Below are 12,781 nucleotides of genomic sequence, written 5' to 3' on the forward strand. Positions count from 1 at the left end.
CGACAACCTTGTGGCTTGGCGACTGGCACCGCCCGCCGCCAAACCGTGGTCGAACCGATTACTTCGCTGCCGCCCGGGCGTCACTCAACCAGCCGTCATAGGCTTGCTGATTGGCCTTGATCCATTCCGCGGCATGACGCTTGATGTCGGCCAACGACTTCTCACCGTTTTGCATGCGCAGGTTTTGCGCACTTTCAGCGGCCGTCGGGATGCTGACTTCAGAGAGGAATTTGCGCGCCACCGGGTTCTTCTCGGCGAACTCTTTGCTCATGACGGCATTGATCGTGTCCACCGGGAAACCGAGGTTCTTGCCGTCATGGAAGGTGTCCTTGCTTTCCTTGCCATCCGGCAGCGAAGTGAAAGGCACCGGCAACCAGACCACGTCACGCCCTTCTACCAGAACACTGGCGATCCACTGCGGAACCCAGGTGAAGAACAGCACGGGTTTGCCTTGCTGGAAACGCGCAATGGTGTCTGCCATCAACGCGAAGTACGAACCGCGGTTGTCGACCACGGTTGGGCCCAAGCCATAGGCTTTCATGTGGTGTTCGACCATGATCTCGCAGCCCCAACCCGGGTTGCAGCCTGTCAGGTCAGCCTTGCCGTCACCGTTGCTGTCAAAGAGTTTGGCGATTTCGGGTTTCTTCAAGTCCGACAGATCCTTGATCTGATAAGCCTCGGCCGTCTTCTTGTCGATCATGTAGCCCTGCAGCACGCCCTTCATGATTTGCCCGACCTTGACCATCACGTCATCGCCGCCGGCCTTCTCATAAAACGCTTGGTGCAGGTGTTCCCATTCATGCACGGTGAAGTCCGCATCGCCGTAAGACAGCGCGAGGAACATCGCCGGGTAGTCGACTTCTTTCGGCTGTTTGACGTCGTAGCCCAGCTCTTTCAGACCGGCGATCACCACTTCACCACGGAAGCGCTCTTCGGCGATGGTCGGGAAGATCGGCGTAATCGAAACACCGGCACCGGGTTTGTTGGCGTCGGCCGCGTAGGCCGCCGAGCACAACAAGGTGCCAAACACTGAAGCTACCATGCTCGCAACCACGCTTTTCTTGAGATTTGTCAGTTTCATGTTTCACCACGCTTGGAATTTTTAATGGGGTGAGCAGGCCAACTCAATTCGTCACTGGACGTGCAACGTTCTTCTTTTTCTTCAGTTTCATGACCAGCCCCACCGGGCCGCTTTCATACCAGCGCTGACCGGTGGCCAGATCGCTGCTGCGCTCACCCATTGCCTGGGTCAGTCGGTCAAGGAATACCGCGAGCAGCACCAGCCCGGCGCCGCCGACGCTGGCCAGGCCCATGTCGAGGCGGCCGATGCCGCTCAACACCATCAAACCCAGACCGCCCACCGAGATCATCGAGGCGACGACCACCATCGACAGCGACAGCATCAGTGTCTGGTTGAGACCGGCCATCATCGTCGGCGCCGCCAACGGCAACTGCACCTTCATCAGCATTTGCGTGGCCGTGCAGCCGAACGCTCGGGCGGCTTCGACCTTGTCCGCAGGGACTTGGCGAATACCAAGGTTGGTCAGCCGCACCAGCGGCGCGACGGAAAAGATGATGGTGACGATTACACCCGGCACGTTGCCGATACCAAAGAGCATCACCACCGGCACCAGGTAGACGAACGCCGGCAGTGTCTGCATCGCATCCAGCACCGGGCGGATGATCATTTCCGTGCGATCACTGCGTGCACACAGGATGCCCAGCGGTATGCCGATCACTGCGCAGAACAACAGCGACGTCAGCACCAGGGCCAGTGTGACCATCGCATCGCTCCACACACCGATCAGTCCAAGCCCGGTGAGGGTAGCGACGCTGAAAATGGCGATGCGCTTGCCGCCAATCTGCCAACTGATCAGTCCGGCAATGATGATGAATACCGTGGGCGGAACCGACAGCAGTCCCCACTGCACACCGTCCAGAACTTGATCGACCGGCCAACGGATCGAGCGAAACACTTCCCTGAAGTTGTGCACCAGATATTTAAGGGCGGTCTCTACCCACGAACCCAAGGGAATATTTAAACTTTGGAAAGGATCTAGAAAGTTGAAGTCTGACATGGTGCTACCTCGCCCTCAGAAGCGGTAAATCAATTCTGATTATTCGCAGTTCAGCTATTACACAGACAGCTCAGAAGATGGCCTTGCGAAATCGAACCTTTATAAAGTCCAACTTCATCCACCACCGGCATGGGAGTTGACGAGGCCGCAACCAAATGAAAGATGTCGCGAAGAGACGCTTCGGCTTTAATCGGTATTTGCCCGCCCGGTATATACGCGACATTGCAATCCTGTTGCGCGATATCACCCGCTTTCAGAATGCGACTGGTGTCGAAGCCATTAAAGAAATCGCGAACATATTTATTCACCGGGTTGCACAGCAGTTCACGCGGCGTGCCGATTTGCACCACGCGCCCGCCTTCCATGATCGCAATGCGGTGCCCGATGCGAACCGCTTCTTCAATATCGTGGGAGATAAAAATGATGGTGCGATCCTGCTCGGCCTGAAGCTTGATCAGCTCGCCCTGCATCTCGCTGCGAATCATCGGATCGAGTGCCGAAAAGGCTTCGTCCATCAGCAGAATGGCGGGATCGTTGGCCAGCGCGCGGGCCAGGCCGACACGTTGTTGCATGCCGCCGGAGAGTTGGTGAGGAAAGCTCAGCTCCTGCCCCGAGAGCCCGACCTGCTCCAGTGCGCCCATCGCGCGGCAATAGCGCTCTTTCTCGCTGACACCGCTGATTTCCAGGCCGAAGCTGACGTTGTCGATGACGCTCATGTGCGGCATCAAAGCAAAGGACTGGAAGACCATGCCCATGTCTTTGCGGCGAACCTGCAACAAGTCCTTGTCGCCCAGGCCAGTGATTTCCTTGCCATTGAGAAAGATCTGGCCGGAGGTCGGTTCGATCAGCCGGTTGAACAATCGGACCATGGTCGATTTGCCCGAGCCGGACAAACCCATGATGACGAAAATCTCACCGCGGCGAACAGAGAAGTTGGCATCAAAAACACCAATCGCCTGACCGGTCTTTTTAAACACTTCAGCTTTTGACGCGCCTTCTTTAACCATTTTCATGGCAAGTGCTGGCTGCGTACCGAAGACTTTGAAAACATTCTTTACGCAGATGATCTCGTCGGAACTTGTCATACCTTGCCTCCTTCGCATCGTGCATCTTTCGCGTTAAGCGACAGGCAAACGAGCAAAAATAATGTTAAGCGGCAGCGGTAATGAATAGATGTCTTCACGACGGGCTTCCTTTTATTATTTTTGAGGTCCCAGGAAAAAGGGATGTTTCAAATCTATTAGCATCACCCCGCTTAATCCAACTACATTTACAGGCACAATTCGATAACGTCGGGTTATCGGTTGCGACGACAGCCATTGCCGAGTGCCGCGTCAGCACCATGAGCGACCGGGTCTATCCCCACAGCGACGCTCGCGTAGCCCTCCCCGCACGGTTCCGTTACCCTCCTCGCGCTTCGTTGGGGAGCTGTATCGTTAGGAGAGTGTACGAATGAGCAAGCATGTCGACCCTGACACCATCCTGCTGAAAATGCCGTCCTTGAGGGCTGTGAAGGCATTTGTCGCCGCGGCCAAATACGAAAGCTTTACCCGCGCGGCGGAGGCGTTGTGCGTTTCCCAAGCCGCCATCAGCCGGCAGATTCGTGAACTGGAAAGTTATCTGGGCGCGCAACTGTTTACCCGCGTCGGCCGGGCGGTGGAGCTGACGGCGGCCGGCGCGGTGTTCTTCGATGCCGCGCAACTGTCGTTCGTCAACATCGCCCAGGCCGCCGAACGCATCCGCAGCAGCCAGTCGACCAAGAAGGTCCTCACCGTCTGTTGCTCGCCGGCCTTTTCCGCGCTGTGGCTGTCGAATCATCTGCAGGAGTTCTTCGCCCAGTGCCCGGACATCGAGCTCAACCTGATCACCACGCAGAACTTTCTGACCATGGAGCCCGGTGTACAGCCGGACATCTTCATCACCAAGATTTCGCGCATCCGTGATGGTTATAGAAGCTATCCGTTGTGCCACGACGTAATTTACCCGGTGTGCACCCCGCAGTATCTGGAGAAACACCCGGAGATTGCGACGATCGAAGGCGTGCGCGATTCGGCCCTGCTCAACCTGAGTCCCTATGGCCGCTCGCAAGTCGCCGAGCATGTCGACTGGGGTGTGTGGCTGGCGTTTCAGGCCATCGATATCGATGACCGCCCGCCGAACAGTCCGCAGATCTTCAATGCCAACGACTACAACCTGCTGATCAGCATGGTCCTGACCCATCAGGGCATTGCGCTGGGCTGGAATCACTTGGTCACGGGATTGGTGCAGCAAGGCCTGTTGGTGCGACCGATCGAGCAACAGGTGCAACTGCGCAACAGCTGGCACTACCTGAGCTGTCGCGAAAGCTCCGAAAACGAAGACGAGTTGCGGCGTTTTCGTGAATGGATTCTGGCGAAGTTTCCCCGCCGTTAATCCAGTCCGCACAGGCGTCGGCTGATTTGGTTATCAATAGCCCGCCGAAAATGTTGCTAGAGCGGCACCCTTCCCTTGGCTCATTGTTGAGCTGCGCCGGCCATGATCGGCCCGGCGCAACTCACAGGAAGGGATTGTTGAATGTCACTCTTCGAATTCTGTCGCGATTTTGATTTCCTCGATGCCCCGCTCAAGACTCGTGCAATCGTGCAGGACAGTCTGCTGGATATCGTCGGCGTCATGGCCGGTGCGGCCAGCAATGACACCAGCAGCGCAATGCGACGTTTTGCCGAACGGCATTACCCGGCGGGCGCCTATAGCAGTCGCCTGATCTTTGCCGGGCAGCGTGTCAACGTGCTCGGCGCAGCGTGGGCCGGCGGGTTCAGCGCTGACAGCCTCGACGCCCACGAAGGCCACTTCAAATCCAAGGGGCACGCCGGAGCGACTGTTGTTCCCGCCGTGCTTGCCCTCGCCGATGCGCTGCATCATCAAGGCCAGTCGATCAGCGGCCATGAACTGCTCACCGCCCTGTGCATCGGTTATGAAACGGCGCTGCGGGCCGGCTCCGCATTGATGGCGACCTCGCCGACGTATCACGCATCCGGCGGTTTTTCCGCGCTGGGCGTGGTGTGTGCCGGGGCGCGCTTGCTGGGCTTCGATGAACCGACGTTTCGCCATGCCTTGGGCATCGCCGAGTACTTCAGCGCACGCTGCCCGATGATGCGCGTGGTACAAGCACCGACGATGCTGCGCGATGCCCACGGCGCAGGCGCATTTGCGGGTTTGAACGCGCTGCTCATGGCCCGGGAAGGCATCACCGGTGCACCGGCAGAAACGGTTGAAGACGTCACCGTCGCCGAATACTGGAGCGACATCGGTACCCGCTGGGAGATCGACAGTCAGTACTTCAAACCCTGGCCGGTCTGCCGTTGGGCGCAACCGGCACTCACCGCCATGCTCGAACTGCAGCGGGAAAATCCTCAGCTCGATGCCGACTCGATTGAAACCGTTCGCGTGGAAACGTTTTACGAGTCGATGTGTTTGCAGGGGCATACGCCGAGTGACGCCGACCAGGCGCAGTACGCCCTGGCCTTTCCGCTGGCCGCACTGATTGTCCGGGGCAAGGTCGGCCCGGAGGAAGTCACCGGGGCGGCGATTTTTGCTGAAGATATTCTGGCGTTGAGCCGCCGTATCGAAATCGTCGAAGCCGCCGATATCTCGGCCCGCTTTCCCGACGAAATTCTCTCCAGATTAACCATTACCCTGAAGAACGGCGGCGTGCTGGTGAGTCCGATCACTGCCGCGCGGGGCGACCCCGAAACGCCCCTCAGCGCTGAAGAGCTGAGTCAGAAATTTGATCTGTTCGCCAGCGGTCTCGGTGTAGAGCGCAGTGCCGAGGTGAAAACAGCGATCAAACACATCGCTCAATCCAGCTGCGCCATTACTGCCCTGGAAGGGATTTTTCACGCCGTTCCGCCACTCCAGTGAGGCCCTCATCGATAACGTCAACGCATGAATTGCCCACAGCAAATGTCGTTTGTGACGTCTGTCTTCGGCCATATAGGCTGAGAACCATGTCGCCTATGGGAGGATAACAATGAACAATAAAGAAAGCGTTTTTGACCTGATCGCACAGCGTAAAGCCTGGCACTCGCTGCCTGGCGCTCTTTACAGCAATGAAAGCGTTTACCGCCAGGACCTTGAGCAGATCTGGCACAAGGACTGGATCTTCGCCGGCCACACCTTTGAAATCACCAAGCCGGGGCAGTATTTCACTCTACAGATCGGTGACTATCCCGTCGCAGTGGTACGCGGCAAAGACGGCGAAGTTCGGGCGTTCCATAACGCCTGCCGTCACCGTGGCGCAAAAATCTGCGAGGCCGATCACGGCAAAGTGGCGAAGATGGTTTGCCCGTATCACAAATGGACGTATGAGCTGGATGGCAACCTGTTGTTCGCCGGCAACATGGGCCAGGATTTCGACAAGTCCCAATACAGTCTGAAAAACGTTCACTGCGAGATCGTCGATACCTACATTTATGTCTGCGTCGCCGCCAAGGCCCCGGACTTCGAGGGTTTCCGCAAAGCCGTTAGCCCTTTCATCGCGCCGCACTATCTTGAAAACTGCAAAGTGGCGTTCGAGTCGAACATCATCGAGAAAGGCAACTGGAAACTGGTCTTCGAAAACAATCGCGAGTGCTATCACTGCGACGGCTCACACCCGGAGCTGCTGCATTCGTTCGTCGATAACCTTTCGGTGGGTGGTGTTAGTGGCGAAGATGATCCAGAGCTATCGGCCTACTGGTCCAAGTGCGAGAGCGCCGGGCTGCCAAGCCGTCTGGTGATGGATATCAACGGCCAGTTCCGCATGACCCGTATTCCGCTGTCATCCGGTGCCGTCAGCTACACCATGGATGGCAAACCGGCCGTTGCCGGCCGTCTGGACAAGACAACTGAAGCGGACATCGGCGCGCTGCTGTACTTCCACTACCCCTCCACCTGGAATCACTTCCTCGGTGACCATGCGCTGAGCTTCCGTGTGCTGCCGATCAGCGCCACCGAAACCTTGGTCACCACCAAATGGCTGGTACCCGACAGCGCAGTGGAAGGCGTTGATTACGATCTCGAGCGCCTGACCAAAGTCTGGATTGCCACCAACGATCAGGACCGCACGCTGGTCGAGGGCACCCAGCGCGGCGTGACCTCGCCTTCGTACGAGCCTGGACCTTATTCGGAAACCGCCGAGACCGGCGTTTGCCAGTTCGATGACTGGTATTGCGCGACCATGATGGATCGGCTCAAAGGCCCCATCCCTTTGAAGTCTGTTGGCTGATCTGCGTTAACCCTGCTCCCTGCCAGCATCCCGACGGATGCTGGCAGGGACTCTTTCGTCTCGAAAAGCTGTTGTTCCGGTTCGTCGCCAAAAAAGCCGGGAGACACCGATAAGGATGTCCGCCTCAATGAACACCTCGACGTCATCTTTGGCAGCTTATGCAAACCACGGCGAACGCGTGTCCACGCGCATCGTATTTTTGATCACCGGCATTGTGATGTCGGCCTGGGCGCCGCTCGTTCCGTTGGTGAAAGCGCGTACCGGACTGGACGACGGCGGACTGGGCCTGTTGTTGCTGGGATTTGGTATCGGCTCGATCGTCGCCATGCCGTTTGCCGGTTACCTGACCGCGCGTTTTGGCTGCAAACCGGTGATCATCTGCTCGACTGTCGCGTTGTGTTCAGTGCTGCCGATGCTCAGCCATCTGACATGGCTGCCGGGGATGGCACTTGCCGCACTGGGGTTCGGCGCGAGCATGGGCATGCTCGATTGCGCGATCAATATCCAGTCGATCATTGTTGAAAAGAACAGCGGCGAAACCCTGCAGTCCGGTTTCCACGGGCTCTACAGTGTCGGCGGTATCGCCGGTGCCGGGGCCATGACGGCGATGCTCAGCCTGGGCCTGGATCCGCTGTTGTCTGTGCTATGTCTGGTAGCGATCATCCTCGCCGCACTGTACAAGGCTGCGCCGAGTTTGTTGCCCTATGGCACGGAGAGAGACGGCCCGTTGTTGGCGCTGCCAAGGGGGATCGTGCTGCTGTTGGGCTGTCTGTGTTTCATTGTTTTCCTGACGGAAGGCGCCATGCTCGACTGGAGCGCGGTTTTCCTCGCCTCGCAACGCGCAATGGAACCTAGCTACGCAGGCTTGGGTTATGCGAGCTTCGCGGCGGCGATGACGCTCGGACGCCTGACCGGAGACGCCATCGTCAGCCGACTGGGTGGCGTTCGCGTGGTAGCGCTGGGCGGGGTCTGCGCGGCGGCGGGCATGCTGGTTTCGCTAGTATTCGATAGTTGGCAGGCGTCCTTGCTGGGTTATGCCTTGGTCGGTATCGGATGCTCGAACATAGTCCCGGTGCTGTTTACGGCGGCAGGTCGGCAACAGCGCATGCCGCAGCGCACCGCGATTCCGGCGATCATTTCCATGGGCTACGCTGGCATTCTCATGGGCCCGGCGTTTATCGGCATGGTTGCGCATCTCAGTACGCTGGTGGTCGCGTTGGGTGGCTTGGTTTTTCTGTTGTTGTTTGTCAGTTACGCCGCGAGATTTTTGAAAGCCTGATGCGCTGGTCACAAGCCTTTGGAACATTGATCTGCTTGAAGGAAATCTTTTAGCGAAGCCTGATAAAGGGTCAGTGGTCGATTGTCGGGCTGCGACAGTGCAAATGGAATCACCACGAGATGTGAAACCGTTGTGGCGTTTACTGAATAGGTTTTTTGCCTGCAAACGCCGTTATCTTTATTCAGAATGAAATCAAACTTGAACAGGTCTGGCCTCGTACACCAACTCGGAATCAAACCGAAACTCAACCCCGTCAAATACTCTTGTGTGCAAGCGCCACCCAATGAAAATTCCGAGACTTTGATTTCCAATGCAGGGAGGCTTGAGGCGGTAGGTCTGGAGCTGAGATCCTGTGCATTTGGAATCATGTTCTTTGTCAGCGCATAGGCGTCTTTGCCAAGGCGACTGTTTTTCCAGGGAGAGTCTATTTCGTAACTGAAGCTGGAGATGATTTCCTGTGTTGCGGTACCAGCGTGTTCGTTGATTGTCGGCACGGTCGCATAGGAGGTACATCCTGAACACAGCATCGCAACACTGACGACAACACATCCATGAGCTATTAAGCGGCGCATTTTAAATTTCAGTCCCCACTATTGATCAGCCATTGCACTGGCGTTTTTCTGGCCTGCTTCGGCCAGCTTCTTTTGCACATAAAAAAGCATCAGCACCGAGTTTCTCTGAGCCTGCCGAGACTGTTGTTCGAACAACGCCACAAGCTCTTCTTCACGCTTGCACCCAGCATTGACATTGCCCTTTGCAAATTCGCAGGTACCGTATTGGCCCCAGCCTTTACGGGCTTCATCGGTGTCTCGTGCGGGGTAAACCCAATACGCTTTCCATGCACCGTCGACGACAGGTTTGCCGGCTGCGTCTATCTGCTCTATCGCCTGCAAGGTCGCTGTGGCGGCGGCGTCCAGAAAACGTTGAGGGGTGGCGTCGGCTTCACCCGCCTTATCACGAAGCGCCTGACACTGCGCGTCAGACAAGTCGAACACTGGCAGCGCTTCAATGCTCTCGAACTCATCAAACGGATCGGCATGATTGCCCGGCAACTTGGCGTGGTAAGCCGGCACGACATGGCCGGGTACGCTCATGTCCTGTATGTAATGCAAGACCCTTCCTGCTTGCTCGTAGACCGCAACCGGGTCGGCATCAGGTTTCACCAGCAGCTCGTTCAGCTTCTTGATGCGTTTGTTGAAAATCGCGTCCAGATTGCGCTGGACCAACCAGAGTGGCTCAAGCTTTTCGTTGCGGTTGTAGAAATGCCAGTGGGTGGCGCGCTGAAGGATCGTCAGCGGGCTTGAGTCTTCTGCATCCGTTCCTTTAGCCAACGCCTCGCCCAACTGCACAGGTAGCTTTACTCCGGGGCAGCGCTGAAACGCCTGCGCTGCTTTTAGCGCGTAGGCCGAATGCAGCTCGGGGGTAAAGGCCATGGCCGGGGTTGAGGGGTTGAACAGCAGTGACAAGCCCAGTACTGCCCAGTAACGGATCGGGGCTGAACGGTCTACCGGGGTGGCTTCCATGCTGTTGCTCTCCATAAACCCGCGTGATTGCGGGAGACTTGCGTTGCGACGCTAATTTAGCATCCGTTAAGGCAGGCCGCTAAGGCCTCTTTCAGTGAGGGTTTTCGCCCACGCTGACCTTGATCGGAGTTGCCTGGGAAACCTTATGCTGCCGGGTCGCCTGCCAACACAGTAGCGAGCCCACCGTCACCAGCACAGCGCCCTGCCAGAACTGCATCTGCAAACTCACGCCCAGCCACAGCGCGGCGAACGCCGACGACAGCACGGGCGCGGAGTAGGACGCGGTCGCCAGCAAGGTCAGGTTTCCGCGCAGAATGCCGATGTTCCACAGCGCGTAACCGCCAGCCATGGCGATTCCGGCTGCCAGCAGCTCCAGGGAGTTTTCCCAAGTGAATGGCGGAATCTGTTCCTGGCTGACGTACCACTTCACCCACAGCACCACGGACGTCAATACGAAAAACAGCACCACCAGATTCTGCCCACCTGCATAGCGACGCGTGACATTGCAATACAGCGCAAAGGTGATCGCACAGGTCAATGCAAGGCTGTAGCTCAACGGGTTGGACTGAACATTGCGCACAATCCCCGGCAACGATAATCCCTCGCCACTGACCACCCACAAGATGCCGAAAATCGCCAGCGCGGAGCCTGGGATGATGAACCAGCGGGTCTTCTGTCCATTCATGACAATCGCCAGCACCACGGTCAGGCACGGCCACAGATAATTGACCACGCCAAGTTCAATGGCTTGATGGCGATCACTGGCGAAACCCAGCGCCAACGACAGGCACACCTCATAAGCAACGAACAATGCGCTGCCGAGCAGCAGATAGAGCCTGGATGTCGAACGAATCCGCGGGCGGCCGAGAAATACCAGCAAGAGCATGGCGCCCAGCGAATAGATCAGCGCAGCGCCCCCCAACGGGCCGAAATGTTCGCTGACGCCCCTGATCAATCCGGCAGCGGTACTCCACAAAACGATCGCCACCAAACCACACGCCGTGGCGGCCCGCTCACCTTTGATCAGCATCATGACTCCTGGCACAAAATGGCAAACCGACCGCACAGGCTAACCAGCGCAAGAGGATCAATAAAGGAACATTTTTGCCCTGCAAAGGATGAGCTGTCGTTATGACTCAGCCTTGACTGACCTGCGTCCAACTGTCGCAGCAAACAGCCATTGGAAAATTCCGCACAAGCCTTAGAATCCGCGCGCTCTTGCAGTCGCCGGATCTGGCGACCGAAACGTCTCCAACCGCCCTGCCCATCTGGCGGGCACTTGCACCCCAACACACTTCGGCTTGGCAATCGCATGCGCAGCGGCGCACGTTGCGCTGTTCGATCTTTAGAGGTTTTTATGTCTCCGCGTTTGCTGGCCATGGCGCTGGCGCCCCTGCTCGGGCTGTTCATTGTTGCGCTGGGCAACGGTTTCATGTCGTCGCTGACCACCCTTCGACTGGACGCTGCCGGTGCGTCGACCACGATGATCGGCATCGTTTCATCGGCCTACTTCATCGGCCTGACTTTGGGTGCCGTGTTCAATGACCGTTTGATTCTGCGCATCGGCCATATCCGCGCCTACGGCAGTTTTGCCTCGCTGATCGCCGTGACCATCCTGCTGCAAGGGTTGTTCTATGATACTTGGGGCTGGTTTGCCCTGCGCCTGATCAACGGCTGGGCCACGGTCGGTGTGTTTCTGGTGATCGAAAGCTGGCTGCTGCTGGCCGGCGACGCGAAGATTCGTGGGCGCTTGCTCGCGTTGTACATGATCGTCCTGTACGGCGCTGGTGTGCTGGGTCAGGCAACGTTGGGCAAGATCACCGGGCTCAGCGACAGCGCACCGTTCATGGTCGCCGGCATGCTCGCTTCGTTGTCGGTGTTGCCGATCGTGATCCTGCCGCGCGTGTCGCCGCTGCTTGATCAGGTCGAGCCGCTCAAACCACGGCAACTGCTGGGCGTGACCCCGACCGGGCTGGTCGGCTGTTTCGGTTCGGGTGTGACCATCGCGGCGATCTACACCTTGCTGCCGTTGTATCTGCAACGCAGCGGTCTGAATGTCGGTGAAGTCGGCAGCATGATGGCCTGGACGATCCTCGGTGCGATGCTCCTGCAATACCCGGTGGGACGCTGGTCTGATCGCAAGGATCGCTTACAGGTGCTGACCATTCTGACGGTGGCGTGCACGGTATTGTCGCTTGTGATCGTCCTGCTGCCGTTGTCCTCAACAATGCTCGCGGTGATGTTGTTTCTGCTCGGTGGCGGTGTGTTTGCGCTGTACCCGGTTGCCGTCAGCCACGCCGCCGACCGCGCCCCTGCCGAAGCGTTGGTGCCGATGATTCAGGGCCTGCTGCTGATCAACTCTCTGGGCTCGGCGATCAGCCCGATGATGATCTCGCCGGTGATGAATTCGTTCGGTGCCAATGGTTTGTTCTGGGTGTTTGCACTGGTCAATCTGTGCATGGTCACCTTCTTCCTGTGGCGCCGTGGCAAACGCCCGGTTCCGGCCAATCCCGCGCCGTTTGCAGCGGCAGCCACCTTCTCGCCGACAGGTGCGGAGCTGCGGGTGACCGAAGACTTGCGTCAAGCGGTGCAGGAGCATCCGCCGATGGTCGATGCATTGAGCGGTGAGCCTTCGCCTCAGTGCGAGACGCGCTAA

General features: G+C 57.9%; 11 protein-coding genes. 5 read left to right on the top strand and 6 right to left on the bottom strand.

From position 1 onward, the window contains the following. Window positions 1-58 precede the first annotated feature (58 nt). The 3 genes from proX to CKW17_RS04560 are packed head-to-tail and all read right to left on the bottom strand — an operon-like array spanning window position 59 to window position 3,163. Window positions 59-1,081 carry a glycine betaine/L-proline ABC transporter substrate-binding protein ProX gene (proX, locus tag CKW17_RS04550; protein ID WP_176470031.1) on the bottom strand — a complete coding sequence of 341 codons (1,023 nt, stop codon included), beginning with the start codon at window positions 1,079-1,081 and terminating at the stop codon, window positions 59-61. A 43-nt stretch (window positions 1,082-1,124) separates the two neighbouring features. Then, window positions 1,125-2,078: a glycine betaine/L-proline ABC transporter permease ProW gene (proW, locus tag CKW17_RS04555; protein ID WP_077572874.1), complete on the bottom strand. Its 954-nt coding sequence runs from the start codon at window positions 2,076-2,078 to the stop codon at window positions 1,125-1,127. A 50-nt stretch (window positions 2,079-2,128) separates the two neighbouring features. Next, window positions 2,129-3,163 carry a glycine betaine/L-proline ABC transporter ATP-binding protein gene (locus tag CKW17_RS04560; RefSeq protein ID WP_095118899.1) on the bottom strand — a complete coding sequence of 345 codons (1,035 nt, stop codon included), beginning with the start codon at window positions 3,161-3,163 and terminating at the stop codon, window positions 2,129-2,131. A gap of 367 nt (window positions 3,164-3,530) precedes the next feature. Here CKW17_RS04560 and CKW17_RS04565 point away from each other — a divergent pair, with 367 nt between their 5' ends. The 4 genes from CKW17_RS04565 to CKW17_RS04580 all read left to right on the top strand — a co-directional run bounded on the left by CKW17_RS04565 (window position 3,531) and on the right by CKW17_RS04580 (window position 8,602). Then, window positions 3,531-4,490 carry a LysR family transcriptional regulator gene (locus tag CKW17_RS04565; protein ID WP_034154055.1) on the top strand — a complete coding sequence of 320 codons (960 nt, stop codon included), beginning with the start codon at window positions 3,531-3,533 and terminating at the stop codon, window positions 4,488-4,490. Window positions 4,491-4,631: 141 nt separating this feature from the next. Further along, a complete protein-coding gene (locus CKW17_RS04570) occupies window positions 4,632-5,978 on the top strand; it encodes an MmgE/PrpD family protein (RefSeq protein WP_095118900.1) in 1,347 nt (448 codons plus the stop codon). 109 nt (window positions 5,979-6,087) lie between these two features. Further along, window positions 6,088-7,323, top strand: coding sequence for an aromatic ring-hydroxylating dioxygenase subunit alpha (locus CKW17_RS04575; RefSeq protein ID WP_095118901.1), 1,236 nt, complete (start codon window positions 6,088-6,090; stop codon window positions 7,321-7,323). Between the two features lie 127 nt (window positions 7,324-7,450). Next, window positions 7,451-8,602, top strand: a complete 1,152-nt coding sequence (locus CKW17_RS04580; RefSeq protein WP_095118902.1) for an MFS transporter — start codon at window positions 7,451-7,453, stop codon at window positions 8,600-8,602. A gap of 8 nt (window positions 8,603-8,610) precedes the next feature. On the opposite strand, the gene CKW17_RS04585 is transcribed toward CKW17_RS04580, so the two are convergent. From CKW17_RS04585 to yddG, 3 genes are all read right to left on the bottom strand, one after another. Beyond that, a complete protein-coding gene (locus tag CKW17_RS04585; RefSeq protein WP_095118903.1) occupies window positions 8,611-9,174 on the bottom strand; it encodes a hypothetical protein in 564 nt (187 codons plus the stop codon). Window positions 9,175-9,192: 18 nt separating this feature from the next. Continuing rightward, window positions 9,193-10,125 (bottom strand): hypothetical protein, encoded by a 933-nt coding sequence (locus tag CKW17_RS04590; protein ID WP_095118904.1) that lies wholly within the window; start codon window positions 10,123-10,125, stop codon window positions 9,193-9,195. 91 nt (window positions 10,126-10,216) lie between these two features. Further along, on the bottom strand, window positions 10,217-11,155 hold the full coding sequence (gene yddG, locus CKW17_RS04595) for an aromatic amino acid DMT transporter YddG (RefSeq protein WP_095118905.1): 939 nt from the start codon (window positions 11,153-11,155) through the stop codon (window positions 10,217-10,219). A gap of 282 nt (window positions 11,156-11,437) precedes the next feature. Between yddG and CKW17_RS04600 the strand changes: the two genes are divergently transcribed. Beyond that, on the top strand, window positions 11,438-12,781 hold the full coding sequence (locus CKW17_RS04600) for an MFS transporter (protein WP_141234551.1): 1,344 nt from the start codon (window positions 11,438-11,440) through the stop codon (window positions 12,779-12,781).

Origin of the sequence: Pseudomonas sp. Irchel s3f10 (assembly GCF_900187515.1) — a bacterium.
Lineage (GTDB): Bacteria > Pseudomonadota > Gammaproteobacteria > Pseudomonadales > Pseudomonadaceae > Aquipseudomonas > Aquipseudomonas tensinigenes.

Excerpts from the sequence above, each read along its gene's own strand:
- proX (WP_176470031.1), bottom strand. The coding sequence starts at position 1,081 with ATGAAACTGACAAATCTCAAGAAAAGCGTGGTTGCGAGCATGGTAGCT.
- proW (WP_077572874.1), bottom strand. The coding sequence starts at position 2,078 with ATGTCAGACTTCAACTTTCTAGATCCTTTCCAAAGTTTAAATATTCCC.
- CKW17_RS04560 (WP_095118899.1), bottom strand. The coding sequence starts at position 3,163 with ATGACAAGTTCCGACGAGATCATCTGCGTAAAGAATGTTTTCAAAGTC.
- CKW17_RS04565 (WP_034154055.1), top strand. The coding sequence starts at position 3,531 with ATGAGCAAGCATGTCGACCCTGACACCATCCTGCTGAAAATGCCGTCC.
- CKW17_RS04570 (WP_095118900.1), top strand. The coding sequence starts at position 4,632 with ATGTCACTCTTCGAATTCTGTCGCGATTTTGATTTCCTCGATGCCCCG.
- CKW17_RS04575 (WP_095118901.1), top strand. The coding sequence starts at position 6,088 with ATGAACAATAAAGAAAGCGTTTTTGACCTGATCGCACAGCGTAAAGCC.
- CKW17_RS04580 (WP_095118902.1), top strand. The coding sequence starts at position 7,451 with ATGAACACCTCGACGTCATCTTTGGCAGCTTATGCAAACCACGGCGAA.
- CKW17_RS04585 (WP_095118903.1), bottom strand. The coding sequence starts at position 9,174 with ATGCGCCGCTTAATAGCTCATGGATGTGTTGTCGTCAGTGTTGCGATG.
- CKW17_RS04590 (WP_095118904.1), bottom strand. The coding sequence starts at position 10,125 with ATGGAAGCCACCCCGGTAGACCGTTCAGCCCCGATCCGTTACTGGGCA.
- yddG (WP_095118905.1), bottom strand. The coding sequence starts at position 11,155 with ATGCTGATCAAAGGTGAGCGGGCCGCCACGGCGTGTGGTTTGGTGGCG.
- CKW17_RS04600 (WP_141234551.1), top strand. The coding sequence starts at position 11,438 with ATGCGCAGCGGCGCACGTTGCGCTGTTCGATCTTTAGAGGTTTTTATG.